This window comes from Falsochrobactrum tianjinense, assembly GCF_019100495.1.
GTDB classification, from domain to species: Bacteria; Pseudomonadota; Alphaproteobacteria; order Rhizobiales; family Rhizobiaceae; genus Brucella; species Brucella tianjinense.
Window position 1 is genome coordinate 979516 of record NZ_JAHRVA010000001.1, and the last position, 24091, is coordinate 1003606.

Genomic DNA, 24091 nt, shown 5'->3' on the forward strand with positions numbered 1-24091 from the left:
TAGGGCTGTTTTTTGGAATGGAATTAATGAGCTGGATGCAACGCGTCGTTGAGATACATGCAGGTCAACATGGCGAAGACATAGGCCTGAATGACCCCCATCAATATCTCAAGCCCTGTCAGCGCTACCACCATTGCGAGAGGCAGGACGGCGGATACCAGCCCCAGCGTTCCCAAGCTTCCCAGTCCAATCACAAATCCGGCAAAAACTTTCAACGTGATATGGCCCGCAAGCATTACCGAGAACAAACGTACAGAGTGGCTGACGGGCCGTGAAAGAAAGGACATGATTTCGATGGGGACAATCAGCGGTGCGAGCGCTATTGGAACACCGGAAGGCATGAACAAGCGAAAGAATTTCAAACCGTGCTGTACGAGCCCATAAATAATAACCGTGAAAAAGACCAGCATTGCCAGCGCAAATGTCACAATGATCTGGCTCGTTATTGTAAAGGCATAAGGGAGCATGCCGATCAGATTTGCCGCGAGAATGAACATGAACAGCGAGAATACCAGCGGGAAGAACTTCATCCCCTGCTCGCCGGCATTGTCTCGCAATGTCTTGGACACGAATTCGTAAAGCATTTCGGCAGATGATTGCCATCGGTTAGGTACAAGCGCACCGCGCCGTGATGATAGCAAAAGAAAGCCAGCTGCGACGCAAATCGTCAGCAGCATGTACATCGCAGAGTTGGTGAAAACAATTTGCTGGCCAGCAATTTCGCCGAGCTCGACGATAGGCCTGATCTCAAATTGTTCTATAGGTCCAGCCATATAATAGCCCTTTTATGGGGCCGTCCCCTATGCGAACACAGACGCGAGTCGTCCCGCGCATATTCCAGATAATCGGATTTTTCCGCCGAAGCAAGAGTTGGGCGCGCATTACAGCAATGCGGATTCGTCGTCTTTTCTGGATTGAGCCGCATTTTGCGCTATTTTTGCCTCCATTCGAGAGTTCGGAAGCAAGTGTAGTCGTGCAGATGGCAGAAGTCGGGTAGATGGATTATCATCGCTTCCAGCTCGGCAGTTTTGAGAACACGACGCTTTCTGATGGGCGCACAGCACGCGTAACCCGCCACTGATTTCAACTGCTGGCGCGAGCGCGGATGGCGGCCAATCACGCCCCACCTTCACCAAGAATATTTGTATTGATTATAGAAAAAGCTGCAGTACGCGCTGCTTTCTCTAAGGTTTGATCTTTTTTATTTTTTAGGTAATTGTTTATTTTATTTGCTGCGCATAATAATGGATAAGGAGCAGGCATGGATAAGTTAGCGTGCGTAAGCTTCTACAATATCCATTTACCAGTATTATATCGTGTTTTCTCCGGTGTGGCTGGCTTGGCTCTTGTGTCTGCTGCAATGTACTGCAATCCCCTGTCAGCTGCGGCGCATAATGCGATTTGGAATGGCTCCCAGTCTGCAGACTGGGACCAGGATTCCAACTGGAATGGAAACACGGCGCCTCAAAACGGAGCGAACAACAACGTCACGATTAATGATTCTGCCTCGAACCCTGTCTTAGTAAACGGCATCGCTTTTACGGGTGGAACATTTAATATCGGCTCAAACGCTGGTGCGAGCGGATCATTAATCCTGTCCGGCAATTCAGCTTTTCAATTACGTGCTGCTAATATTGGTACTTCAGGATCGGGAACACTGACGATTACCGATTCCACTCTCACAACTACCAGTACTGTTAGCATCGGTTCTTCCCAACAGGGGCATTTGATAATTTCAGGCCAGCACGCCAAGCTGGCCGTGACCGGATCAAGCTCGCATCTTAATATCGGTAATAGCAACGGTGGTTATGGCCGTGTGGACATTTTGGACGGCGCAAAGATAGAGGCGCACAATGTTTCATTAGGTAATCTGAATGGTTCGGGAGACTTGGTTGTCAGCGGCGGGGGTTCTGCGTTGATAATCGAGGGTCGCGATCTCTCCGCTGGAGGCAGGTCCGGAAACGTCTCCATAGAAGTAAGCGGCGGCGGCCTTATCGCCATCAATGGCGATTTCGCCCGTCCACCAGATTCCTATGGCCTGCTCCAACTGGTCAGCAATCCAGGAACCTCAACCAAACTGCTGATCACTGGTTCAGGCTCGGAAATTTCTACCACTGGCGATGGGCTGATTGGAGAGTTTGGTACTGTCTCCGCTCGTGTCGAGAAGCACGGACTGCTCGATATCGGAAATAACCTTATCGTCGGTATCGGTGCTGGTAATTTGACATTAAGCGAAAACAGCATTGTCAAGACTCGGGGGGATACGGTCATTGGCATCGGACAGGGGCGGGGCACCGTAACCATAAGCGGCGGCAGCATGCTAAGCAGTGGCGGAGAAGTATATATTGCCATAGGCGACAATGCGAAAGGTGAACTGAACATCGGCTCGGCCGCTGACGGCGAAGCGGCCCCGGCTGGTCTTCTGAACGTTTCCAAGATCAATTTTGGCTTGGGTGATAGCAGGCTTGTCTTCAACCACACATCCGACGGTGAAACCGGTCCCTACGAGTTTGCTCAGCAGATCGAAGGGCCTGGAACGATTGAGCATTATGCAGGCTTAACGCGCTTTTCCGCCCTGGATAATACCGCCTTTACCGGAACGACTACAGTTTTTGGCGGAACGATGCGTGTTGACGGCACGCTTGGCGGCACAATCAACGTAGAAGCGAATAGCCGCCTGCAAGGCATCGGAACTGTCGGCTCCGTTATTAATCGGGGCATTATAGCACCGGGAAACTCCATCGGCATGCTTACAAGCGAAGGCATCAGGATCGTAGAAGTCGGCGGAAGTTCGGACGGCACCTTCAACCTGTTGAGCGATTATATCCATAATGGTGAAAAGGCCGTCGTTGCCGGTGCGCACGCCTATAAGCTCTATCAGGGTGCAACCAGTGCGCCAGCAGATGGGCATTGGTATCTGCGTTCGAGATTGCAGCCGGGAAGCCCGGTTGGCCCTACGGATCCGAGCGATCCTACTGATCCTGTTGTGCCCCGGCCAGAGTCGCAGCGAAAGCCTGCAGGGACGCCTTGGTATGACGCTCGATCACGAAAATTCATGGCAGAATGCCGACGGCATGCTAAACCGTGCGCACGTTTACGGTATTGCGAATCTTTACTATGAGTTCCTTGAGGGAATGAAGGTTGATGTTGCCGGTATAAGCTTTGCCCGCCGTAACGATCGTCTCTGGGGCGGGCTGGGTATTGGCGGTTCCTACAACTGGAACGACGACAAATATTCGATCTATGGCGAAGGCCTCGTCAACGCCAGCCTCAACAACTTCGGTGACAGCAATTCCATCAAGGGGCAGGCAGGATTCAAGGTAAAGTGGTGATCGCCATAGGTAGGCCTTGCCTGTTCTGGAAGAGATGCCTGTCAAGATTCTTTCGATGACATGGCGTTAGGAAAAGGACCGCCTGATAAGGCAAATTGTTATTGACGAAGGCTTGCCTCTCTGCCTCGCGTGGTTCATTTCGTGAACACCCTAGGCTTCCAGCTGCGCGCAAAGCCGAACGATATGGCAAGGTTTCCGTGGCGCTTTTGATGCTGAGACATGCCATAGCTTGCATATGTGTGCATTTTGTTCTTATTTCTTGTTTTTAGGCTTGCAGAAAAACTCTTTGCATTCTAAGGCTTTCCCCGGTTCGGAGCGTAGCGCAGCCCGGTAGCGCACTTGACTGGGGGTCAAGGGGTCGTGGGTTCGAATCCCGCCGCTCCGACCATTTTCAATTATTCAATCGCGATCAATACTGCCCCGGTTACGTACGCGGGGCGAAGAGGATGATGCATGTGCCGATAAAGGCGGTTGCGGCACCCATCATATCCCACCTGTCCGGACGCATACCTTCCATAGCCCAGATCCAGACAATTGATGCAATGATGTAAATACCACCATAGGCAGCATAGGTGCGCCCGGCAGCATCGCTTTCGATTAATGTGAGCAAATAGGCGAACAGCGCCAAGAATATCAGGCCGGGAATGAGCCACAATGGCGATTTATCGAGTTTGAGCCACGCCCAGAATGTGAAGCAACCGGCGATCTCGCAGAGCGCCGCCGCAGCATAGATCAACAACTGCAAGGTTGTTTCTCCTGTGGTTGTGTCTTGTCGTTTGGGGAACTCTGCGCCAGGTCAGCGACACTACGCTGGTATTTATATTCCAGTCCCGCACACCCCCAGATAATGCCGAAAAGCAGATAGAAATGCCGCCAGTGATCCGTATCGATCACATTGCCTATGAGTACATGGCCAAGGTAAGCAGTATAAGCACATAAAAGAAAAGGCTGCCATGTACGCCTGCGGAATAGCAGTCTTAAACCGATGGCGATTGTCAGGCAGGTCAGGATCATGAAGGCGGCAAAGCCTATCCAGCCATAATCGAGTGCGGCCTTGAGCCAGATGTTATGTGTGTCTTCACCGAAGAGAGGACCGAATTCGAGCGGCCCGATCCCTAGCGGATGTTCCATGGCGAGTAACATACCGAGCCAGTGGCGCGCAAACCGTCCCAGACGAGCGCTGTCATAGCTTTGCTCAAGGCGTGCACGCTCGAAAAAGAATTCCCGCATATCGGGGATTTGCAACAGCAACACGATAGCCAGAAGAATGGCCAGGATGGTCAATAGGCCCATTGTGATGAGGCGAAGGCGAAACCTGTTGCTTCCGCTTTGGAGAAACACAACTCCGGAAATGCAAAGAAAGGCAAGCGGCACCATGATCCATGCGGCACGGGAAAAGGAAACCAGAATGCCGAGCGCCAGCAGGCAGCACAAAGGCAAATGGACGAGTAGATCGCGCCCGCGGCCTGTCATGCTCTGATACAGACTCCACGTAAAAGGCAATATGAGAAATGGTCCATAGACATTCGGATCTTGGAAGCCGCCTTGCGCACGCCCATAGCGGGTAAAAATATCCGCACCGGGAAAAAGATTGAAATAGCCTGCTATCCCCAGAATGGCTGAAATCGCGCCGATGAGAAGATAGGCGTTGAATATTATTCCAAGGCGCCGGTAATCTGCTTCGATGATCGCGGCATAAAATACGGCAGTGAAAGCAAGAAACAGCGAAACGGCAATATAAAGCGGTGCATCTTTCGTATCGGCCATCTGCATGACGGAAATCATGCCGCCAAAGTTGAAGATGGCGAACAGCGCCAGCAAGACCGCGCTGGTCCGTGTCATGCGCAGCCCAAAAAGCAGGGCAAGAGCAATAAGCCCGGCCATGTACAGCTCATACGGGGCTGGTTCATTCATGACTAAACCCAGCAGGAAAACACCAAGACCAATGGCGAAATTTGCGATGATCTGGTTCAGGGCGCGTTTGCCTGCGGCATTTGCCGGAGGCAAGGCTCGCGCACAATCCGCCGCATCGGCCTTATGCGCAAAAGCGCTCAATAGGCATTTTCCGTATTGAGCAGCCGGATAGGTGTCAGGAACAGAATCTTGAGATCGAACCAGAGTGACCAGTTTTCGATGTAGTACAAGTCATATTCCGTGCGCATGCGTATCTTTTCCTTATTGTCGATTTCTCCGCGCCACCCATTGATCTGCGCCCAGCCGGTTACACCCGGCTTCACGCGGTGGCGGGCGAAATAGCCATCGACAACCTCATTATAGAGCACATTATGGGAGTGTGCCGCCACGGCATGCGGGCGTGGCCCAACAAGTGAGAGCGTACCCGCAAGGGAATTGAAAAATTGCGGCAGCTCGTCGATGGATGTCTTGCGGATAAAACGACCAACACGCGTGACACGCGGGTCGTTTTTAGTGACAGTCTTGCGCGCGGTCGGGTCGCACTGCTCAGCATACATCGAGCGGAATTTCCAGACATTGATGATTTCATTGTTGAAGCCGTGCCGCTTCTGCTTGAAGATGACAGGTCCCTTGCTGTCGAGCTTGATCGCGATGACCGCAGCCAGCATAATCGGCGAAAGCAGGATAATGCCCAATAGGCTGAAAACAATATCGAAAATCCGTTTCGCGACTGAGTCCCAATCATTGATGGGCTTGTCAAAAATATCGAGCATCGGCACCGCGCCGATATAGGAATAGGCGCGCGGACGAAACCGCAAATGATTATTGAGCGCTGACAGGCGAATATCGACGGGGAGAACCCAAAGCTTCTTGAGAAGCGAAAGCACCCGTGCTTCCGCGCTGATCGGCAAGGACACGATCAGCATGTCAATATGCGCGATGCGGGCGAACTCGATCAATTCGTCAATATTGCCGAGTTTCGGATAACCCGCGACGATTGGCGGCGAGCGGCGGTTGTCCCTGTCATCGAAAATGCCGCAGATGCGAATGTCATTATCGGCTTGCTGCTCAAGCGAGCGGATAAGGATTTCGGCATTCGTGCCACCGCCGACAATGACCGCCCTGCGTTCCATGGTGCCGTTTCGCGCCCAACGCAGGATTTTTCGTGAGACGAAAATGCGTGCCACTATAAGCAGGATGAATGCGCTTGCCGCCCAGATCAGGAACCAGCCGCGTGAGAAATCGGACGATGTTTTGAATAGAAAACCTGCCACCGCAAGCGTACCAAGCACTGCTGCCCAGCTGATTATCAGTCGCCTGAGATGACGAAGAGGGCCGCGCAGAATATTGATTTGATAGCCATCATTGAGCTCCATCATCAGCACGAACAGGGTGCCGCCCGCAGTGGTAATGAGTGGGTAATAAATGTCCAGATGGCCCCCGATCCCTACATAAAATGCGAAGCTGAGAATGCCGGTGAGGAAGATAAGGCCGAATTCGGCCAAGCGCATTACCCCGCTCAGCATGACCGGTGAAAAGGTGTCGCGCTTATATTGCGCGGCCATCTGGTACGCCATTTCATTGAGTTTCACAGGTTCTTTGGAACCCGAATTATTGCTGCCAGCTGCTTTCAAGGATTCATGATCAAATTGAGAAGCTGTATCTTTATCCTGCACGATTTTGCCCCTGCTGATCTAATTGCGGGATCATACCTAACGGCAAATCCTAAGGAAATGCTGTTCAGTGGATCGCCGCAGCCGCAAGTTTTTCAGGAAAGTGCTTCACGGTAAACTATTTCTATAGAATGCGCCATGGTTTGCAGATTGAAGCGCTCATGCAAGCGGGAACTATCGGGCATGGAAGAGCGGAAGGTGCCTTCATCGATTGCCACCGCAAGAAGTTTTTCAGCCAGCGCTCCGATATCCGGCTCCACCAGTGCAGGGGAATCGGAGCCGAAAATTTCCGCAATGCCGCCGATATTGCTGGCTATCACGCTTTTCCCGGCAGCAAGAGCCTCCAGCACGATATAGGGAAGCGCTTCCGCACGAGATGGAATGACCATGATCCGGCCAAGAGGTAACGCTTCCCGAGCAGCCATTCCCGGTAGGAAACGGATTTGTTTTGTAATGCCGAGTTCATTGGCTAGCGCCACGAACTCCGGTTTGTCCGCGCCATCGCCGACTATGGTCGCGGTGAGGGCTTGTCCCTGTTTGTTGCGAATATTGGCAATCGCGCGGATGAGCAAATCCGGGCCCTTCAATTCGCGCATTGCGCCGATAAAAAGAAAGTCGCTGGCGTCGGCGTTCGTCCCAGCCGGAGAAAACTCCTCGTCCGACAGACCATTATAGATGACCGCATGAAGGTCATAGGGCCGACCAACCTTTTCTTCATAGATGCGCTTCTCATGGTTGGAAACGAACAGAATGGCTTCGGTCAGCGGGGCCAACAACTTCTCGATCAAAAAGACCGCGCCGCCGTGCCGCGTCCTTGTGTCGAAATGCAGGCTGCCGCCATGCGGTGAATAGATACGGGCTACGCGAGACCTGAAAACCCGTAAAGCTGAGCCGGACAGGCGGCCATAGACGCCACCTTTGGCGCCATGGCCGTGCAATATGTCCGGCTGCAATTTCTTGATGGTGCGGTAGGCCATGAGCGCCGCGCCGAGATCACCGATCCCGATTTGCCGCCGCATGGCGATGCGATGAAGGCCAAGCGCAAGCGTTGGCCGTATTTGCTCCAGCTCCCCGTCTTCGCGCGCCCCGCCGGTCGTTGCATCGCAAATGATGGCCACCTGATGGCCGTTCGCGGCTTGCCTGCGGGCAAGATCGCACACATGACGAAACAGCCCGCCGGTCGGCTCGCGGAAACAATGGACGATTCGAAGCGGGGGAACATTCGTTTCATCGAACATTGATCGCCATCAGAACAGGCGTTCGCGCACATAAATCGTGTCGCCGGGCAAAATCGGATCCGAGATGAGAACCCGCCCTGTCATCACCTCTCCGTTGATCTGACGTGTAATGTCGACATTTTCCTGATTGGCGCGGGGGGTAAAGCCACCCGCCGCTGCGATAGCTTTTTGAACCGTCATGCCGGGTACATAGGAATATTGCCCCGCAGCGCCGACCTCGCCCATGATGAAAAGCGGACGGTAGCGGTCTACTTCGATGCTGACATCGGGATCGCGCAGATAGCCGCCGCGCAGTTTCGATGCGACGATGCCCTCAAGTTGCTTGACGGTCTTGCCGCTCGCCGGAACGCTGCCGATAAGGGGGAAGGCAATATAGCCAGACTGGTCGACGCTGTAATTGTTGGTGAGGCTTGCTTGTTCAAAAACGGTAATGCGAACCCGGTCACCGGAATTTAGCCGGTAAGGCTCGTTTAATGTGGCGTGAAAGGCGGGTGGGGCAGGGCGATAGCCCGAACATGCGGAAAGCATCATCGCCGTAAGGCCAAGCGCGGCAAGTACCACATGCCTTCTGCGCCTGTTATGAGTTTTCTGCATCGTCATTTCTGCCTCGGTCACTTCCGAAAACCATTCCCGCTCATGGTGCTTCGTTTCCTTGGCATCATCAAAATGCCGTGAAATCCGAATGCTGTTAACAAGCGTTATCGTTTGATTATGGTTAATGGCTGGTAAAGAACCGTGCCGCGAGCGGAAAATCTTTGTACCAACGATAGTTTATCGTCGCGATCCAACTTAACCCTCTAGTTACCTTGTTCGTTTACGTTTGATAACAAAATGGATCTGGTCCAGAAGCGGGAGCCGGTTTCGGGAGAGGCGAGGGTGGTTATATCAAGCCGCGCCTGCGGAGTATCATAATGTCGAGAACCGACGATTTGTCGAAAGACGCGGATATTGATATCGGTGCGCTTTTTGAAGGCTTGCGCCGCAGCTGGCTTTTGATCCTCGGCGGCGCGGCTCTTATGGCTGTGTTGGCGTGGGTATTCTGCCTGCTTCTGACCCCCGACTACCGCGCGGAAACCCGCATCCTTATCGAAGTGGGCGAATCTATCTATACCCGCCCTGATGGGGAAACAGCGGCGGAACGGCCCTTTCTCGATCCTGAAGGCGTGAAAAGCCAGGTGGAGGTGGTTGCGTCCGCTGATCTGCTCAAGCAGGTTTCAGACCGGCTCAGACTTACCGAGAAAGAAGGCTTTGTATCAGCAAATACAAAGCCTTGGGCCCACATCCTGATTCTTCTTGGCATGCGCACCAACCCCGCCGATCTGTCGGAAGAAGAACGGGTTCTCCAAAAGCTTCGCAAAAATCTGGAAGTCTTCAATATCGCCGGCTCGCGGGTGATCGTTATTCAATATATGTCGTCCGACGCGCGGGAAGCTGCCGATATCGCGAATACGGTTGCCGATGCTTATATCGCCCTTCAGCGCGCAGCAAAGCTTCAGTCGACAGATGATGCGACCGGCTGGCTGGCCCCAGAAATCGAGGACCTGCGCAACAAGGTGCGCAATTCTGAAAGGAAGGTCGCCAATTATCGCGCCGCCCATGGTCTTCTAACCGGGCAAGCCAACAGCACAATTGCCTCGCAACAGCTTTCTGAAGTATCGAGTGAGTTGACACGCATCCGCTCCGAGCGCGCCAGCGCCGAGGCCAAGGCGACAAGCGTCCGCACCGCGCTTGAGGCAGGTATAGCGGTTGATACATTACCTGATGTGATCGCATCTCCCATGATGCAGCGCTTGGCCGAACGGCGTGTTCAGCTTAATACGCAGATCGCCGACCTTTCGGTGACGCTGCTTGACGGCCATCCGCGTATCCGCTCTCTGCGTTCACAGTTTGCCGATCTGGATCGCCAGATAGCGGCGGAAGCGCGCAAATTGCTGGCGAGCCTCGAAAACGAGGTGACGGCGGCGAAGCTGCGTGAGGATGAATTGAATCGCGAGCTTAACCGCGTTAAGGCACAGGCCGCACAGGCCGATACGCAAGAGGTGGAACTGCGTGCACTTGAACGGGAGGCGGCCGCACAGCGCCAGCTCCTCGAAACTTATCTGACACGCTATCGCGAGGCGGCGTCGCGCACTGACCGCAATTATGTACCTGCCGATGCACGCATTTTCTCGCGTGCTGATGCACCTGGGGTGCCTTACTATCCAAAAACCTTGCCCATCGTCAGCTCGACTTTCGTGGCGGGGCTTCTACTTTTGTCGATCTTCGTATTGCTGCGCGAAATGTTTAGCGGTCGGGCTTTTATTCCGCTGGATAGAGACGGTGTCGAAGCCGTCGAAGAAATTGAAATGCCTGTGATCGCAGCCGCCACTGACATGGCTTCGGTCCCACCGTCGGAAAACGAGTTTGTTTACGAGAAGCCGACGCCACAACGCCCATTAAGCGCTGCTGAGCCGCACAGCCCCAATAGCGTTGGAAGCGTCGCTGACCGCCTGCTTGAAGGAGAGTTGAAGCGTGTCATCATTGTCTCGCCTGAAGGCGATCAGGCGGCCCTCGGTTCGATGCGTCTGGTGCGCGAACTGGCAGATCGGGGCAAGCGTGTCATCCTTATCGACATGACAGCTTATGGGGTCCTGGGGACGGCGATGCTGGACGGCAAGAACCTGCCGGGCATTACCGAATTGCTCGGGGGGCAGAAGCGCCTTAACGATGTGATCCATAACGACCATTTTTCGCAGGCTCATATCATGCCGCTCGGGCTGGCGGACCCGGAAGATGCCATGCGTTCGGTTGAGCGGCTGCCGTTCATTCTCGATGCGCTGGAAACGGTCTATGATTTCGTTCTGGTTGAATGTGGAACATCGACCTCGCGGCAGATTCACCGAATTGCCGATGGCCCGGTAGAGGTCATCATGAATATAGTCGATCCGGACGACGATGAGGTCGTAAGATCCGCACTGGATATGGATCAGGGGGGCTACGAGGACGTCATTATTCTGATGGATGTGGCCGCAGAAGGGGAAGCCTAGCGCCGTGCGAATTTGCGGCGCAGGTCTTTCGTGGCCTGCCAAAGGCGAGGATTGCTTTTGATTGACGCAACCGCGTGGGTCTTTATCGAATCGAGCACAGTGAATATTTTCCCGGTTGTGCTAAGTGGCATGATCGTATCGTAGATCACTGTTTCGATATCGCACCATTCACGCTTGTATGGTTCGTCGCCAATGCCGAAATTATAGATTTCATATCCGGTGCCGCAACTGTTCTTGATGTCTTCATAGAACAGGAATTCGCCGGGACTGGCGCTGACCAGTTCATCATTGGCAATGGCGCTGAATTCAACGGAAGGACCGGGCTTGGCAATCGTTTTTCCCATGAGTGAACGGATTATGCCGCCGACTTCAAGGACTTGCAGTTGAGTGGCTGCATTCTGTCTGCCTGCGTCTTTCCCGAAGAGGTCCTTGAAAAAAGCCCGCACATCTGTGCCTGCAAAAGGATCGCTGATACCCATCTGCTCAAATCGGTGCGCTTTGAGGGCGAAGAAAACATCAAGCGTCTGCTCCGCTTCCTTGCGGGTTTGCGGCGAATAGATGCGCCAGCCGCCTGCATCTTCATAACGCCGCCCATGCTGGCGATGTTTTTTAAGTTTGCGCTTGGCATTGCTGCGTTCAAGCACCGTCTCGAAACCCGAATAGAGCGATGCCGCCAAAACAGGATTGGGATTGGGTCGGCTGCGCAAGCGTAAAAGTGGGTTGTCCACGCCCGCAAGCTGCGGCAATTGGCGTGTCAGCGACAGGGTGTCGATATCCGGTCTTGCCTGGCGGATGGCCGCGACAAGTTTCTCCAACCCTGCGCGATCCACAGACACTGTCTGTGAGAAGTTCAGCCATGGAAAATTGCAGTTCGCATGAGAGCCGCCGGGATAGCGCGCGACGCGTAAACGATCGCTGCCGACGACTTCGAAGGGAAGCATCATCGCTGGTTGACCGCCTGCAAAAAGCGCGGCTATAAAACTGTCCTTATTGACATGCTTGCGCCAGCATTCCACCCAGCTCAGCGATTGCGCATTGCCATGGATGGCGTCTTCAATCGCTCGGAAACTCTGCAATTGCGCATAATCGGTAATAATGCGCGGCTCCAGCAGGGCAAGCGCTTGATCGGCTATCCGTCTTTGCCCCGTCCGGTTCATCGATTGCGCTTTTGTCGCGGAGGTTGGGCCATCCACCAGATGATAGCCATCGCTGGCAGAATCCAGAGAATGCCGGTCAAGAAGAAATAGAGCAGATGCACCCATGCACTTGAATTGGCAAGGAGAGCCACCGCGATCATCGTGGCGAAAATCGCATAGATGATTACAAGCGCAACCAGCAGAAATGTACCTATGAGTTTTTTCAGCCGAACGGGCATGTCATTCTCCTTCTGCGTGCCATCACTATCCCTTGACTACGCATAAAGGAAGCAAAAACGCGGCGGCATGTCGCGTGACGCCAACTTGTAACCGCTTCGCCTATGCGGCATGTATCCTCCAGCGTACTAGTAAAAGGTGAATGGCATGACGGCAGCATCATTGCAGCGTATGGGACAAGAGTCGGGAACATCAAAGGATGATCGCGACCGTCGCCTCGTGCGCTATTGGCTCTATGCGGTCTTTGTCGTTCTCGTTGCAATCGTGATGGTGGGCGGCGCCACCCGCATGACGGGTTCGGGCCTGTCTATCACCGAATGGAAGCCGATCCACGGCGTTATTCCCCCGCTCAACCATGCCGAATGGCTGGAAGAATTCGACAAGTATCGCCAGATCCCGCAATATCAGCAGATCAACAAGGGCATGTCCCTTTCGGAATTCCAGTATATCTTCTGGTGGGAATGGGCGCATCGCATGCTGGCGCGGTTCGTCGGCTTTCTGGTCGCCATTCCGCTCGTCTTCTTCTGGCTGAGCGGACGCCTCAACACGGGCCTGAAATACAGAATGCTCGGCCTGCTGGCGCTTGGCGGCTTGCAGGGCGCCATCGGCTGGTGGATGGTTGCGTCTGGCCTCAGCGAGCTTACCAGTGTCAGCCAATACCGACTTGCGATCCACCTGACGACGGCCTGTGTCATCATCACGGCGGTGTTTTATATTGCGCGAGGGCTTGCCAGTTATAGCGAGCGACCGGCGGCGCGCCCGATCCAGCGCTTCGCCGGCTGGCTGGTGCTTGCGGTTCTGGTTCAGATTTATCTGGGCGGGCTTGTCGCAGGGCTGCATGCGGGCCTCTCCTACAACACCTGGCCGCTCATGGATGGCGCGATCATTCCATCCGATCTGTTCATCCAGTCGCCATGGTGGCGCAATCTGTTCGAGAATCCGAAGACCGTGCAGTTCGTACACCGCATGTTCGCCTATACGGTTCTGGTGATGGCCGTGCTTCATGCGGTTCAGGTCTGGCGGAGTGCGCCGGACACCACCCATGCGCGCCGCACGGTCGTGCTGCTTGGCCTCGTTCTTGTTCAGGCAGTTATCGGCATTGCCACGCTTTTGATGAGTGTGCCGCTGCATCTTGGGCTGACGCACCAGTTTGTTGCGCTGATCGTCCTGGCCTTCGCCGTCGCGCACTGGCGCGCGACCAAAGGTGCTTACGAGGAATAGGCGGTCTGACGCAGATGTCGCAGCGCGGAAGCGATCTTCAGTTCCCGTGCTTCGCCCTGATCATTCCCGTCCTCGCGATGCCATGCGGCTGAAAGACAGCCATAAGCGAAAGCATGGTCGAGAATATGGGCAGGCGGGCAACCGATGACCGGCGCGAAGTGCTCCGCCATGCGCTGGGCGCGCTGAAGATCGAGACAAAGATCGTCACGGTCCAACGGATTGTAGAATATGTTGGCCGCATCGAAGGCTGCATCGCCCACGAGTCCATGCGGGTCGATGGCAAGCCAGCCGCGTGGCCCCCGGATGATGTTTTCGTGGTGAATATCGCCATGCAGCGGAACGGCCTTGTATGGCATTGCCAGCAGGCGTTTCGCAAGCCTGGCTGCTTCCGCATAGATCGGCTTCTTGTCTGTCACGGCAAAGAGGCCGGAGAAATGCTTGTCCAGCGGTTGCAGGTCGGCGGGTATCGGAGCGGGAGCGGGTGTATGCAGCGCGGCAAGTACGCCTCCGAAAATCTCCAGACATTCGGCATCGCGACCGCTCTTCAAATGTTCATCGAGATGATAGCTGCCCGCATATTCGAGCAGCATCGATGTTCCTTCAAGGCCGTAAAGGCGTGCAGAGCCATGACCATTCTGCCAGCCAAGATAATGCGCGCCGCGCAACTCCTCCATGCCGGCAGGCTTCAGCTGCTTGACGACGAAAGCCTCGCCCGGATGGTTCTTGCGTTCAACTTTCCAGACGAGGCTTGAATGCGTATCGGCCAGCGGCGCAAATGCGCCGATATTCCATTCGACGGGAAATACTGGCCTGGCTGCCATCAGGCCTTGCCAAGCATAAGGTTCATGTTTTGCACCGCAGCGCCCGATGCGCCCTTGCCGAGATTGTCGAGCAGGGCCACCAGATTGACCTCGCCATCGCCTTGCGTGCCGAAAACGTACAGCTTCATGCCGTCCTTGCCTGCAAGCTCTTCCGCTTCGACACGCGGCAGCTTGCCGCTTGCTTCAAGCGGAACCACTTCGACAATATTCTGTCCCGCATAGTGCTCCGTCAGAACCGCGTGAACCTTTTCAAGCGAAGGCGAGCCGTCGAGTGCGTCAAGGAACAGTGGAACTTGTACGATCATGCCCTGCGGGAAGCGCCCGACGCTGGGGCTGAAGATCGGGCGGCGGTCCAGGCGGCCATGCAATTGCAATTCCGGCACATGCTTGTGCCGCAGGGGCAGGCCGTAGACGAAGTTGCTGGTTGCAAGATGCTCCGGATGGTTCTTGTCTTCCATCTGCGCAATCATCTGCTTGCCGCCGCCGGTATAGCCGGAAACCGCATTGACGCTGATCGGGTAATCGGCAGGCAGAACCCCGGCATCACGGAGCGGGCGGACAAGCGCAATCGCGCCCGTCGGATAGCAGCCGGGATTGGCGACAAGACGTGCTTCCGCAATCCGTTCGCGCTGGCCCTTGGCAAGCTCCGCAAAACCATAGGCCCAGTCCGGGTTCACGCGATGTGCGGTAGACGTATCGATGACGCGGGTCGAGTTATGACCTTCGAGCAGTGAAACGGCTTCCCTGGAGGCGTCGTCCGGCAGGCACAGGATCGCAATGTCGGCAGCGCGCAGATAGTCGGCGCGCAAATCCTTGTTGCGGCGCTCGGCTTGCGGAATGGAAATTACTTCAAGGTCGTCCCGCTCGGCAAGGCGGCTGCGAATCTGCAAGCCAGTGGTGCCGTGTTCGCCATCGATGAAGATTTTCGGTTTCATGCGTTTTGCCTTTGAATTCAGTAATTTACGTCGGTGTCCGGAATCAGTCTTGTAGCGTGTTGAATCGGTTTCTCAACTGTAAGAATAGTCGCGCCTCATCGTCGCGCCTTCTTTTCGGCGAGCAGGCCCAGATAGTACATCGCGATTGTAGCGCCCGCTATCGCCGTTATATCGGCATGATCATAGGCCGGTGCAACCTCGACCACATCCGCACCCACGAAATCAAGCGTTGCCAGCTTGCGTAGCACCGACAGCATCTTGGCCGACGAAGGGCCTCCGGCAACAGGTGTACCTGTGCCCGGTGCGAAAGCGGGGTCCAGACAATCGATGTCGAACGTCAGGTAGGTCTTCTTGCCACCAGTACGTTTCAGGATTTCCTCGGCAATAACCGCCGCCGGCATATCCTCGACTTCGTGGCCATGGATGATCTTGATGCCGCAATCTTCCGGCGCATGGGTGCGGATGCCGACCTGGATCGAGTGATCGGGATCGATGATGCCATCGCGCACGGCGCGGGCCACAAACGAACCGTGGTCGATGCGCTTGCCATCGTCAAACCATGTGTCCTGATGCGCATCGAACTGCACCAGCGCCAGCGGGCCATATTTGGCGGCGTGGGCCTTTAAAAGCGGCCAGGTAACAAAATGATCGCCGCCAAGCGTCAGCAGAAACGCATCCGATTTCAGGATTTTCGCGGCTTCGCGTTCGATGGTCGCGGGCGTTTTGTAATGATTGCCATAGTCGAGCAGGCAGTCGCCGTAATCGATGACTGCGAGGTTTTCGAACAGATCGCGCTCGAATGGATACTGCGGATCATTGTCGAAGATCGCCGATGCACGCCGGATGGCTTGCGGGCCGAACCGCGCGCCCGGGCGGTTGGAAACGGCTGCATCGAACGGAATGCCCCAGACGACAGCTTCGGCCCCCTTCAGCGACTTGGTGTAGATCCGCCGCATGAAGGACAGGATCCCCGCATGGGTCGGGTCTGTGGCGGCGCCGGTCAGGCTGCGGGCTGTGATCGCGTGATCGATGGTTTTCGAGGGCATCTGTGGCTCCGGGAAGCATGAAACAGATTTTATATAGCGGAAGAGTGGATAACAAAAAAGCGGACCCGAAGGCCCGCTTTTCTGTAAGCTCTGAAGCGATAGATACTAGCGCTTGGAGAACTGGCCCCAAGCGCGCTAGCGCCTGGAGAACTGGCCCTAAGCGCGTTAGCGCTTGGAGAACTGGAACGAACGGCGGGCCTTGGCCTTACCGTACTTCTTACGTTCAACGACGCGGCTATCGCGGGTCAGGAAGCCACCCTTCTTGAGAATCGTGCGCAGGCCCGGTTCGTAGTAGGTGAGGGCCTTGGAGATACCGTGACGAACGGCACCGGCCTGACCGGAGAGGCCGCCGCCGGCAACAGTGGCGACGATGTCGAACTGACCGGCGCGGTTCGATGCGATGATCGGCTGCTGGAGGATCATCTGCAGGACCGGACGTGCGAAATACTTTTCGAATTCCTTGTCGTTGACGGTGATCTTGCCGGAGCCCGGCTTGACCCAAACGCGTGCAACGGCGTCCTTACGCTTGCCGGTGGCATAGGCACGGCCCTGTGCATCCAGCTTCTGGACGTGAACCGGAGCGGCGGCTTCGGTCGTGGCAACGCTGCCGAGTTCTTCGAGCGAGTTGAGCTGCTCAGCCATGATTATGCATTCCCTTTGTTCTTGCGGTTCAGCGCTGCGACGTCAAGGACTTCGGGCTGCTGAGCTTCATGCTGATGGTTCGAGCCTGCATAAACGCGCAGGTTCTTCATCTGGCGACGTCCGAGCGGGCCGCGCGGGACCATGCGCTCGATAGCCTTCTCAACAACGCGTTCCGGGAAACGGCCTTCGAGAATCTGGCGCGCGGTGCGCTCCTTGATTCCACCCGGGTGGCCGGTGTGCCAGTAATATTTCTTGTCGGTGTATTTCTTGCCGGTCAGAACAACCTTGTCGGCATTGATGATGATGACATTGTCGCCATCGTCAACATGCGGGGTGAAGGTTGCTTTGTGCTTGCCACGCAGGCGATTGGCGACGATGGTGGCCAGACGACCGAGGACAATGCCTTCTGCGTCGATCAGAATCCACTTCTTCACCACTTCAGCCGGCTTCTGAGAGAAAGTTGCCATAGAAGTCTTCCTTAGATTGATCCGAGATCTTACGATCAGGGCTTTTCTTGTTGCTTGTGTTGAGCTTACTCAACTGCGGGCGCGCGAAAGCTAGCTTTCATGCACTGCCGGCGGGTAAATACACAAACTTGGCGTTCTCGTCAAGCGCCATTTTCTAATTGCAATATGAAAAGAACAATAGAAACAGAGTGTTATATGTTAGGTATTATAATACCGTATATTTTTAATGCGGTGGAATGGAGTAAGTTGCAGTTGCATGGGCAATCAGGTTGTTTTCCTCGCCGCTGGTCAGGCTTATGTCGATGACGGCCAGGCGTTTTCCAAGCTTGAGAATCCGGGCCATTGCCTGCACCGTGCCGGGAGTTGTCTTGCGCAGGAAATTGATATTGAGATTGGTCGTTACCGCAAGAGCCACCGGCCCGATATGGGCCAGAATCGCGGCGTAAGCGGCGACATCGGCCAGCGCAAACAGCGATGGTCCCGACACTGTGCCGCCGGGGCGCAGATGCTGTTCGCCTGCACGAAGCTGCATGGCGGAAAATCCGTCGCCGATATCGATGATCTCGAAATCGCTATTGAGCTGAGGAAATTCCTGCTTCATGAAAGAGCCAAGCTCTTCTATCTGCATCACAGGTTTCATATCGGCCATGCTTTTCCTCCGGTTTTGCAAAGGATAGAATAAACACGCTTGAAGGGAGTAGCGATATGCCCATTTCCACCGATCAAGATATTCGCGACATTCTTTTGTCTGTAAAGACGATTGCCCTTCTGGGCGCATCGCCGCGGGCGGAACGCCCGAGCAACGGCGTGATGCGCTTTCTTTTGGCCAAGGGATATCATGCCATTCCGGTCAATCCCGGTCAGGCCGGTAAGGAAATCAATGGCCAGCGCGTTTATGCTACATTGGCCGATATCAATGAGCCGGTGGACATGGTCGATGTATTTCGTGCATCCAGCTACCTTCCGTCCATCGTTGATGAAATTCTGGCGATGGACCGCAGACCTGATATTTTATGGACCCAGCTTGGTGTGGTTCATGCCGGGGCGGTCGAGCGAGCTGAAGAAGCAGGGCTGAAAGTGGTTATGAACCGCTGCCCGGCTATAGAATTTCCACGTTTGATCGGCAGGGCATAGAAGAGGGATTAATTTTTTATATTATCGTATTTTTACGCAATTTTCTTCTTTGCTTTATCAGGGGCGCAGCCTAACGTCCGGCCAGATTATTGATATTTCTGATGTAATGAGGAGGAAAATATGACGAAACGTTCACCCGGCATCGATACGCTGGCGATCCATGCCGGTGCGAAACCCGATCCGACCACCGGCGCGCGCGTAACGCCCATCTATCAGACGACTTCCTTTGTGTTTGAAGATGCGGACCACGCTGCATCGCTTTTTGGCCTTCAGGCTTTCGGCAATATCTATACGCGCATCACCAATCCTACCACGGCTGTTCTGGAAGAGCGTATTGCGGCTCTGGAAGGCGGTACGGCGGCGGTAGCGACCGCGTCCGGCCATGCGGCACAGCTTCTGATTTTCCACACGCTCATGCAGTCGGGTGATAACTTCATCGCCGCCAACAAGCTTTACGGCGGTTCGATGAACCAGTTCGGGCAGGCCTTTAAATCCTTCGGCTGGGAAGTGCGCTGGGCAGAGGCAACAGACCCTGCGGATTTCGAACATCTCATCGATGACCGCACCCGCGCAATTTTCATCGAAAGCTTCGCCAATCCGGGTGGTATCGTTACAGATATTGCGGCCATTGCCGAGATTGCCCACAAGCACGGCCTGCCGCTGATCGTCGACAATACGCTTGCTTCGCCTTATCTCGTGCGTCCAATCGAACACGGCGCGGATATCGTGGTCCATTCGCTCACCAAGTTCATAGGCGGACACGGCAATTCCATGGGCGGCATTCTGGTCGACGGGGGGACCTTCGACTGGGCAAAGTCCGGCAATTATCCGCTTCTGACCGAACCGCGTCCGGATTATGCGGGTCTGGAGTTGCACAAGACATTCGGCAATATTTCCTTTGCTATCGCCGCTCGCGTGTTGGGTCTGCGCGATTTCGGTCCCGCTATCTCGCCGTTCAATGCCTTCCAGATTTTGACCGGGACGGAAACACTGCCATTGCGCATGCAGCGCCACTGCGACAACGCCTTGAAGGTTGCTTCGTGGCTGCATGGACATGAAAAAGTGTCCTGGGTCAGCTATTCGGGTCTGCCGCACGACAAATTTCATAAGCTCCAGCAGAAATATGCGCCGAAGGGCGCAGGGGCCGTTTTCACATTCGGCATCAAGGGCGGCTATGATGCGGGCGTGAAGTTTGTCAACAGTCTGGAACTGTTCTCGCTGCTGGCAAATCTTGGCGACACGCGCTCGCTGGTCATCCACCCGGCCTCGACCACCCATCGTCAGCTGAACGACGAGCAGAAAGTTGCTGCCGGAGCTGGACCGGACGTCGTTCGCCTGTCGATCGGCATAGAAGACGCAGACGACATTATCGCAGACCTCGAACAGGCATTGGCAAAGGCTTGACGGTTCTGCACCGGTTTTTAAACAAGGGCGTGTTCTCACCAGAATGCGCCCTGTTTCATTATTGCAGTATCAAATAGCAAACCCGTTCGTATCAGACGATTGCAATACTGCTGCTGCCCGTTGTAGCATTCTTCGTGCTTGATCTTTGAGGAGGGCAGCATGAACCGGTTTACGGGCAGTTGTCTGTGTGGAGATGTCCAGATTGTGGCTTCAGGTCCTCCAAATCGGGTCGGTCTTTGTCACTGTCTGGACTGCCGTAAGCATCATGGAGCTCTTTTTCACGCTTCCGCGATATTTCCTCAGGAGGCGGTGACAATCGAAGGAGAAACTCGCGACTATGCCGGACGTTTTTTCTGTCCCCGCTGCGGCTCCCCGGTTTTTGCACGCACTGCCGACGAGATTGAAATAAGCCTGGGCTCCTTGGATGAAACCGGCCAACTGATGCCAACCTATGAACTTTGGACTGTTCGCCGCGAGTCCTGGTTGCCGCCCTTTCCGCTTGTAAGGCGATACGAGCGCGACCGTGACGCCACGAGTCGTTTTGAGAAATAAAATCACCCTACTGTCGCCGACAATGACAATGATTTTGTGCTTTTAGCGAGCATTTGTAGATAAGCGTGGCACGCGGTACGAGCTGAATAACGTCACGCGTTGTGAAGGCTCTAAAGTTTTAAAGGAAAACTGGTGGGCGATGAGAGACTCGAACTCCCGACATCTTCGGTGTAAACGAAGCGCTCTACCAACTGAGCTAATCGCCCGACTGATTTGTCAGTCGTTGTGAGAGCCGTTTAGGCAATTCATACGCAGAGTGCAAGCGTAAAATTATGAATCGCACATCCTTCTTTTATCTCATTGATAAAAATCGGCAGGCCTGTCTGTTTCTGTCTTAATCTAGGCACTTCAGAGTTGCTCCCGATTCAGGTTCGTCATTTTGCATAACGATTCTATTTTTCGCAGGAGTCCAAATTTTTTCAGCCATCTGGAAAGGGCTGTGGAAAAGAGAGGTAGGCCAAAAAAGCTAATAAAAGCGGGACTTTTCGGGTAAAAGTGAAAATTTTATTTTTTCTTCAAGTCACTCGCTTGACAGTAGTGAGAGAACCCCTTAAACGACCGCTCACACCGGACGGAAACGCCGGTTGCGACGCAGCCGCAAGGCTGATCGAGAAATGCGCGGGTGTAGCTCAGTTGGTTAGAGTGCCGGCCTGTCACGCCGGAGGTCGCGGGTTCGAGCCCCGTCACTCGCGCCACTTTTCAATAATTTAGAAAAGTGGCGCCCCGCAAAAATTGAAGCGCCAGACCGGCAATTCCTAGCTTTATCATAATTCTTTCCCTTGATCTTATTTCGGCTGAGTTCTTGTGCCGCATCCACTGCGCGAATAATTTCGATCTGGACCGGAAGGTAGATCTGCTTCAATTTCATTGGTTGGCTGATCGAATTCGCAAGCTTTGCAGACAAAACGGTATATGCCGCCATCTCCTGAATCAGAGTCGCCGGTGGCTATCATCACGCAGTTGACTGCGTGATGATTTCCGGGAACCCAAAGACGAGACCAAGGAGGCCCGGCAGGAAATGAAGAAGACGAACAAGCGTCTTGACCAAGTGCTGGCAGCGTTGGTGCAGGAGAAGAAGGGGAGCGCTCGCGTTTACGCGAGCTGCCCTCATAGTAACATCAGAATTTGACGGTCAGATCGACCTTGAACCCGTTGTCGCTGGTGCGGCTCGTAAGCTGGCCGCGATAGGAAAGACCGAGTGTAGCGGATGATGTGATGGCGACATCAAGCCCGGCTTCAATGACGGCGGCATCCCTGCCGATTGGTATGCCGGCAACTTTGAATGCAAAGGCAAGGCGCGCCTCGGGCGTGACATCGCTGAAGGCATGACGCCAGCTCAGCATACCACGCACCGTTGCTGGCGCATTGCCAAGCGTGAAACCGGTTTGTACGCGGCTGCCAAGCGTGACGAATGTCGCATCTGTGGTTGGACTATCAGCGTGTAATGCAGCCGCGCCACCTTGCTCCGTAAATGAGTTGGTGACCGTTCTCGATGGTTACATCACCTGTTCCCAAGGCTGCTGCATTTTCAATGGTCAGCGTGCCGCCCGAGATTTTTGTGCCGCCGGGGTAAGTGTTGATACCCGTCAGAACAGTGGTACCCGTGCCGACTTGGCGGACCTCACCGCTGCCGGAGATCGTTCCCGTGAACGTCATCGTATTATTGCGGTTAAAACTAAGCGCGCCATTGGTGACGACATTTCCGGGGAGAGATCCGGTCGCTCCACCGTTGCCGATCTGTAAAACACCTGCGCTGATGGTAGTTCCACCAGTAAAGCTATTATGGTCGCCTGAAAGTGTAAGCGTACCAGTGCCCACTTTTCTGATTGCCCCCAGTATCAATGATATTACCTGAGAAATCGGTATCTGTATTAAGGCTCCCTATGGACAATTCAGATGTGACGCCGCCTATGAAGCGGACAGTCCCGCCACCTTCAATCGACCCGATTGCAGTTGCACCGGTGGTGGCGACAGTGAGAGAGCCCCGTCACCACCGATAAAGCGCCCGCTGCCTGCCGTTGCAGTGCCGTTCAAGTATAATGTGCCGCCCGCCGACGTATCGAAGATTGTCTTCCCTGGACCGGTTAGGCCGTCGCCCGAAAGCTCCAGCGCTTCCCCTTGAGACAGATTGAGAGTTTGGACGTTCGCTGACTGGTTATCGATGGTTCCGACCTGAAGGATGGTCGCGGGGGCGGTCGTGATTTGATACGCGTCAGCTCCCGCCGTGAAATTTAGAGCTGCTAAGCCAGCAGTGGATACTACATTGACAGACCTAACCGGTGCTCTATCAAAGATCGCGGTATCCCCGCTTCCTGGAACAGTTCCTGTGCTCCAGTTTGCAGTGTTATAAAAATCACCATCAACGACACCGAGCCAGTCCTGCGCTTGTGCTTGATCGTTCCACAGCGTCGCGGCACCGAAACCCACGGCAGCCCCCGCACCAACAAGCGCGGTTGTCAGCCTCAAGCCCTGAACTGCACGGCTGATTGCACTGGCGCGTAGAAGTGATGTTCTGCAAATAATTGCCATGTTCCCCAGCCACTAGATTTAGTCGCGTAACGCAGCAAAATCGGTCACGTAAAAGCCAATTATATTTATAAAACCAAATAAAATAGTATGGCTGCAATAATTACAAGACTGTTCCCGCACGTCGCCATTGTAATTGGCGAGCACCTGATTGACGTAATAGGTGGGTTTTGTCCACGGATGGAGAATGTTGTTGCAAGCTTGGAACCGATTAATGTGGACACAGTTCTTTTCGGCCTGTCATGCTGGAGGCCGCGGGTCCGAGCTCACATCACTCGATCGGTCATTCAGGTCAGGCAGGGTTGTCCAGCCTGATGTTATTTTTCTCGCCGCGTCCATGAAAGATAGGTGACAGAAATGATTCCTATCACAATGATGAAGATATCTCCGCTGGCAAGCAGGTAGGTGCTCAATATAATCTCCTTGCGATTCGATTTGCGCCTTCAATCCCGAACGGATGAATCGTAAAGACGTCTCCGGGTTTTTGAAGGCAAGCGATCTCGCAGGAAGCTGTCTGACAGCCATTTCTTTCCCTTATCGCGAATGCGACAGGTATGATTTTCTCTCTTTCACAATGATGTGACCGTAGCCGTCGCAGTTCACTCTTTGACGGAAGGGGAAGCAGGGTAGGGTATCTGGGATACGGCGCTCTATTAACCGTCACTGGTAGTCATGCGCTGCTCTCGGAGTATTGATTCTTTCACTGCGACTGCAACGGCGGAACGTTTTTCGCGATTTCCTCACGAAATTATGATGTTTTCATGTTATAGGGTGTTTGGGTGGGAAA

The 24091-nt window shown here is 54.4% G+C and carries 21 protein-coding genes, 3 tRNA genes and 3 pseudogenes; 8 read left to right on the plus strand and 19 right to left on the minus strand.

Going from position 1 to position 24091, the window contains the following annotated elements; all coding sequences use genetic code 11:
* Positions 1-23 precede the first annotated feature (23 nt).
* Positions 24-773, minus strand: a complete 750-nt coding sequence (locus KUG47_RS04670) for a F0F1 ATP synthase subunit A (protein ID WP_217676754.1) — start codon at positions 771-773, stop codon at positions 24-26.
* A gap of 1904 nt (positions 774-2677) precedes the next feature.
* On the opposite strand from KUG47_RS04670, the pseudogene KUG47_RS16885 reads away from it, so the two are divergent.
* Positions 2678-3332 (plus strand): annotated as a pseudogene (locus KUG47_RS16885) (autotransporter outer membrane beta-barrel domain-containing protein); the annotation flags it as partial.
* Between the two features lie 311 nt (positions 3333-3643).
* A tRNA-Pro gene (locus KUG47_RS04685) sits at positions 3644-3720 on the plus strand.
* 36 nt (positions 3721-3756) lie between these two features.
* Here KUG47_RS04685 and KUG47_RS04690 read toward each other — a convergent pair.
* The 5 genes from KUG47_RS04690 to KUG47_RS04710 form a co-directional block, all read right to left on the minus strand.
* Positions 3757-4077 carry a YnfA family protein gene (locus KUG47_RS04690; RefSeq protein ID WP_217676757.1) on the minus strand — a complete coding sequence of 107 codons (321 nt, stop codon included), beginning with the start codon at positions 4075-4077 and terminating at the stop codon, positions 3757-3759.
* On the minus strand, positions 4065-5387 hold the full coding sequence (locus KUG47_RS04695) for an O-antigen ligase family protein (protein WP_254799272.1): 1323 nt from the start codon (positions 5385-5387) through the stop codon (positions 4065-4067). The genes KUG47_RS04690 and KUG47_RS04695 overlap by 13 nt, the downstream gene beginning before the upstream one ends.
* On the minus strand, positions 5384-6922 hold the full coding sequence (locus KUG47_RS04700) for an undecaprenyl-phosphate glucose phosphotransferase (protein ID WP_217676758.1): 1539 nt from the start codon (positions 6920-6922) through the stop codon (positions 5384-5386). Before KUG47_RS04700 ends, KUG47_RS04695 begins: the two co-directional genes overlap by 4 nt.
* 92 nt (positions 6923-7014) lie before the next feature.
* Entirely contained in the window at positions 7015-8157 is a 1143-nt protein-coding gene (locus tag KUG47_RS04705) for a glycosyltransferase (RefSeq protein ID WP_217676759.1), read from the minus strand.
* Between the two features lie 9 nt (positions 8158-8166).
* Positions 8167-8751, minus strand: coding sequence for a polysaccharide biosynthesis/export family protein (locus KUG47_RS04710; RefSeq protein ID WP_422718058.1), 585 nt, complete (start codon positions 8749-8751; stop codon positions 8167-8169).
* Positions 8752-9068: 317 nt separating this feature from the next.
* Between KUG47_RS04710 and KUG47_RS04715 the strand changes: the two genes are divergently transcribed.
* Positions 9069-11183, plus strand: a complete 2115-nt coding sequence (locus KUG47_RS04715) for a GumC family protein (RefSeq protein ID WP_217676761.1) — start codon at positions 9069-9071, stop codon at positions 11181-11183.
* Here the strand turns inward: KUG47_RS04715 and KUG47_RS04720 are convergent.
* A complete protein-coding gene (locus tag KUG47_RS04720; protein ID WP_217676762.1) occupies positions 11180-12340 on the minus strand; it encodes a GNAT family N-acetyltransferase in 1161 nt (386 codons plus the stop codon). The genes KUG47_RS04715 and KUG47_RS04720 overlap by 4 nt on opposite strands.
* Positions 12337-12558: a DUF2842 domain-containing protein gene (locus KUG47_RS04725; RefSeq protein ID WP_217676763.1), complete on the minus strand. Its 222-nt coding sequence runs from the start codon at positions 12556-12558 to the stop codon at positions 12337-12339. Before KUG47_RS04725 ends, KUG47_RS04720 begins: the two co-directional genes overlap by 4 nt.
* A 145-nt stretch (positions 12559-12703) precedes the next feature.
* Here KUG47_RS04725 and KUG47_RS04730 point away from each other — a divergent pair, with 145 nt between their 5' ends.
* On the plus strand, positions 12704-13777 hold the full coding sequence (locus tag KUG47_RS04730; RefSeq protein ID WP_217676764.1) for a COX15/CtaA family protein: 1074 nt from the start codon (positions 12704-12706) through the stop codon (positions 13775-13777).
* On the opposite strand, the gene KUG47_RS04735 is transcribed toward KUG47_RS04730, so the two are convergent.
* From KUG47_RS04735 to KUG47_RS04760, 6 genes are all read right to left on the minus strand, one after another.
* Positions 13765-14598 carry an aminoglycoside phosphotransferase family protein gene (locus tag KUG47_RS04735; RefSeq protein WP_217676765.1) on the minus strand — a complete coding sequence of 278 codons (834 nt, stop codon included), beginning with the start codon at positions 14596-14598 and terminating at the stop codon, positions 13765-13767. The two genes, KUG47_RS04730 and KUG47_RS04735, sit on opposite strands and share 13 nt — an antisense overlap.
* Entirely contained in the window at positions 14598-15533 is a 936-nt protein-coding gene (argC, locus tag KUG47_RS04740) for an N-acetyl-gamma-glutamyl-phosphate reductase (RefSeq protein WP_185917901.1), read from the minus strand. Before argC ends, KUG47_RS04735 begins: the two co-directional genes overlap by 1 nt.
* 95 nt (positions 15534-15628) lie before the next feature.
* Positions 15629-16579, minus strand: a complete 951-nt coding sequence (gene speB / locus KUG47_RS04745) for an agmatinase (protein ID WP_185917902.1) — start codon at positions 16577-16579, stop codon at positions 15629-15631.
* 165 nt (positions 16580-16744) lie between these two features.
* A complete protein-coding gene (gene rpsI, locus KUG47_RS04750) occupies positions 16745-17221 on the minus strand; it encodes a 30S ribosomal protein S9 (protein WP_185917903.1) in 477 nt (158 codons plus the stop codon).
* Positions 17222-17223: 2 nt separating this feature from the next.
* The gene (gene rplM, locus KUG47_RS04755) at positions 17224-17688 is read right to left on the minus strand and encodes a 50S ribosomal protein L13 (protein ID WP_185917904.1); all 465 of its coding nucleotides are present in this window, start codon (positions 17686-17688) and stop codon (positions 17224-17226) included.
* A 223-nt stretch (positions 17689-17911) separates the two neighbouring features.
* Complete coding sequence (locus tag KUG47_RS04760; RefSeq protein WP_254799273.1) at positions 17912-18337, minus strand: PaaI family thioesterase; 426 nt, start codon at positions 18335-18337, stop codon at positions 17912-17914.
* 56 nt (positions 18338-18393) lie between these two features.
* Between KUG47_RS04760 and KUG47_RS04765 the strand changes: the two genes are divergently transcribed.
* The 3 genes from KUG47_RS04765 to KUG47_RS04775 all read left to right on the plus strand — a co-directional run bounded on the left by KUG47_RS04765 (position 18394) and on the right by KUG47_RS04775 (position 20778).
* Complete coding sequence (locus KUG47_RS04765; protein ID WP_217676766.1) at positions 18394-18822, plus strand: CoA-binding protein; 429 nt, start codon at positions 18394-18396, stop codon at positions 18820-18822.
* 120 nt (positions 18823-18942) lie between these two features.
* A complete protein-coding gene (locus KUG47_RS04770; RefSeq protein ID WP_217676767.1) occupies positions 18943-20226 on the plus strand; it encodes an O-acetylhomoserine aminocarboxypropyltransferase in 1284 nt (427 codons plus the stop codon).
* Between the two features lie 159 nt (positions 20227-20385).
* Entirely contained in the window at positions 20386-20778 is a 393-nt protein-coding gene (locus KUG47_RS04775; RefSeq protein WP_217676768.1) for a GFA family protein, read from the plus strand.
* A gap of 130 nt (positions 20779-20908) precedes the next feature.
* Here KUG47_RS04775 and KUG47_RS04780 read toward each other — a convergent pair.
* Positions 20909-20984 (minus strand) — tRNA-Val (locus KUG47_RS04780).
* Between the two features lie 412 nt (positions 20985-21396).
* Between KUG47_RS04780 and KUG47_RS04785 the strand changes: the two genes are divergently transcribed.
* Positions 21397-21473 (plus strand) — tRNA-Asp (locus KUG47_RS04785).
* 423 nt (positions 21474-21896) lie between these two features.
* Here the strand turns inward: KUG47_RS04785 and KUG47_RS04790 are convergent.
* The 4 genes and pseudogenes from KUG47_RS04790 to KUG47_RS04800 form a co-directional block, all read right to left on the minus strand.
* Positions 21897-22202, minus strand: a pseudogene (locus tag KUG47_RS04790) (autotransporter outer membrane beta-barrel domain-containing protein); the annotation flags it as partial.
* A 10-nt stretch (positions 22203-22212) separates the two neighbouring features.
* Complete coding sequence (locus tag KUG47_RS16890) at positions 22213-22416, minus strand: autotransporter-associated beta strand repeat-containing protein (protein WP_479691057.1); 204 nt, start codon at positions 22414-22416, stop codon at positions 22213-22215.
* Positions 22402-22611 (minus strand): annotated as a pseudogene (locus tag KUG47_RS16895) (autotransporter-associated beta strand repeat-containing protein); the annotation flags it as partial. The pseudogene KUG47_RS16895 and the gene KUG47_RS16890, both read right to left, overlap by 15 nt.
* Positions 22612-22686: 75 nt before the next feature.
* On the minus strand, positions 22687-23307 hold the full coding sequence (locus tag KUG47_RS04800) for a hypothetical protein (RefSeq protein WP_217676770.1): 621 nt from the start codon (positions 23305-23307) through the stop codon (positions 22687-22689).
* Positions 23308-24091: the final 784 nt, after the last annotated feature.

What these genes read in the sequence shown, in the direction of transcription:
- KUG47_RS04670 (WP_217676754.1), bottom strand. Translation starts at nt 773, where the DNA reads ATGGCTGGACCTATAGAACAATTTGAGATCAGGCCTATCGTCGAGCTC.
- KUG47_RS04705 (WP_217676759.1), bottom strand. Translation starts at nt 8,157, where the DNA reads ATGTTCGATGAAACGAATGTTCCCCCGCTTCGAATCGTCCATTGTTTC.
- KUG47_RS04710 (WP_422718058.1), bottom strand. Translation starts at nt 8,751, where the DNA reads ATGCAGAAAACTCATAACAGGCGCAGAAGGCATGTGGTACTTGCCGCG.
- KUG47_RS04715 (WP_217676761.1), top strand. Translation starts at nt 9,069, where the DNA reads ATGTCGAGAACCGACGATTTGTCGAAAGACGCGGATATTGATATCGGT.
- KUG47_RS04720 (WP_217676762.1), bottom strand. Translation starts at nt 12,340, where the DNA reads ATGAACCGGACGGGGCAAAGACGGATAGCCGATCAAGCGCTTGCCCTG.
- KUG47_RS04725 (WP_217676763.1), bottom strand. Translation starts at nt 12,558, where the DNA reads ATGCCCGTTCGGCTGAAAAAACTCATAGGTACATTTCTGCTGGTTGCG.
- KUG47_RS04730 (WP_217676764.1), top strand. Translation starts at nt 12,704, where the DNA reads ATGACGGCAGCATCATTGCAGCGTATGGGACAAGAGTCGGGAACATCA.
- KUG47_RS04735 (WP_217676765.1), bottom strand. Translation starts at nt 14,598, where the DNA reads ATGGCAGCCAGGCCAGTATTTCCCGTCGAATGGAATATCGGCGCATTT.
- argC (WP_185917901.1), bottom strand. Translation starts at nt 15,533, where the DNA reads ATGAAACCGAAAATCTTCATCGATGGCGAACACGGCACCACTGGCTTG.
- speB (WP_185917902.1), bottom strand. Translation starts at nt 16,579, where the DNA reads ATGCCCTCGAAAACCATCGATCACGCGATCACAGCCCGCAGCCTGACC.
- rpsI (WP_185917903.1), bottom strand. Translation starts at nt 17,221, where the DNA reads ATGGCTGAGCAGCTCAACTCGCTCGAAGAACTCGGCAGCGTTGCCACG.
- rplM (WP_185917904.1), bottom strand. Translation starts at nt 17,688, where the DNA reads ATGGCAACTTTCTCTCAGAAGCCGGCTGAAGTGGTGAAGAAGTGGATT.
- KUG47_RS04760 (WP_254799273.1), bottom strand. Translation starts at nt 18,337, where the DNA reads ATGGCCGATATGAAACCTGTGATGCAGATAGAAGAGCTTGGCTCTTTC.
- KUG47_RS04765 (WP_217676766.1), top strand. Translation starts at nt 18,394, where the DNA reads ATGCCCATTTCCACCGATCAAGATATTCGCGACATTCTTTTGTCTGTA.
- KUG47_RS04770 (WP_217676767.1), top strand. Translation starts at nt 18,943, where the DNA reads ATGACGAAACGTTCACCCGGCATCGATACGCTGGCGATCCATGCCGGT.
- KUG47_RS04775 (WP_217676768.1), top strand. Translation starts at nt 20,386, where the DNA reads ATGAACCGGTTTACGGGCAGTTGTCTGTGTGGAGATGTCCAGATTGTG.
- KUG47_RS04800 (WP_217676770.1), bottom strand. Translation starts at nt 23,307, where the DNA reads ATGGCAATTATTTGCAGAACATCACTTCTACGCGCCAGTGCAATCAGC.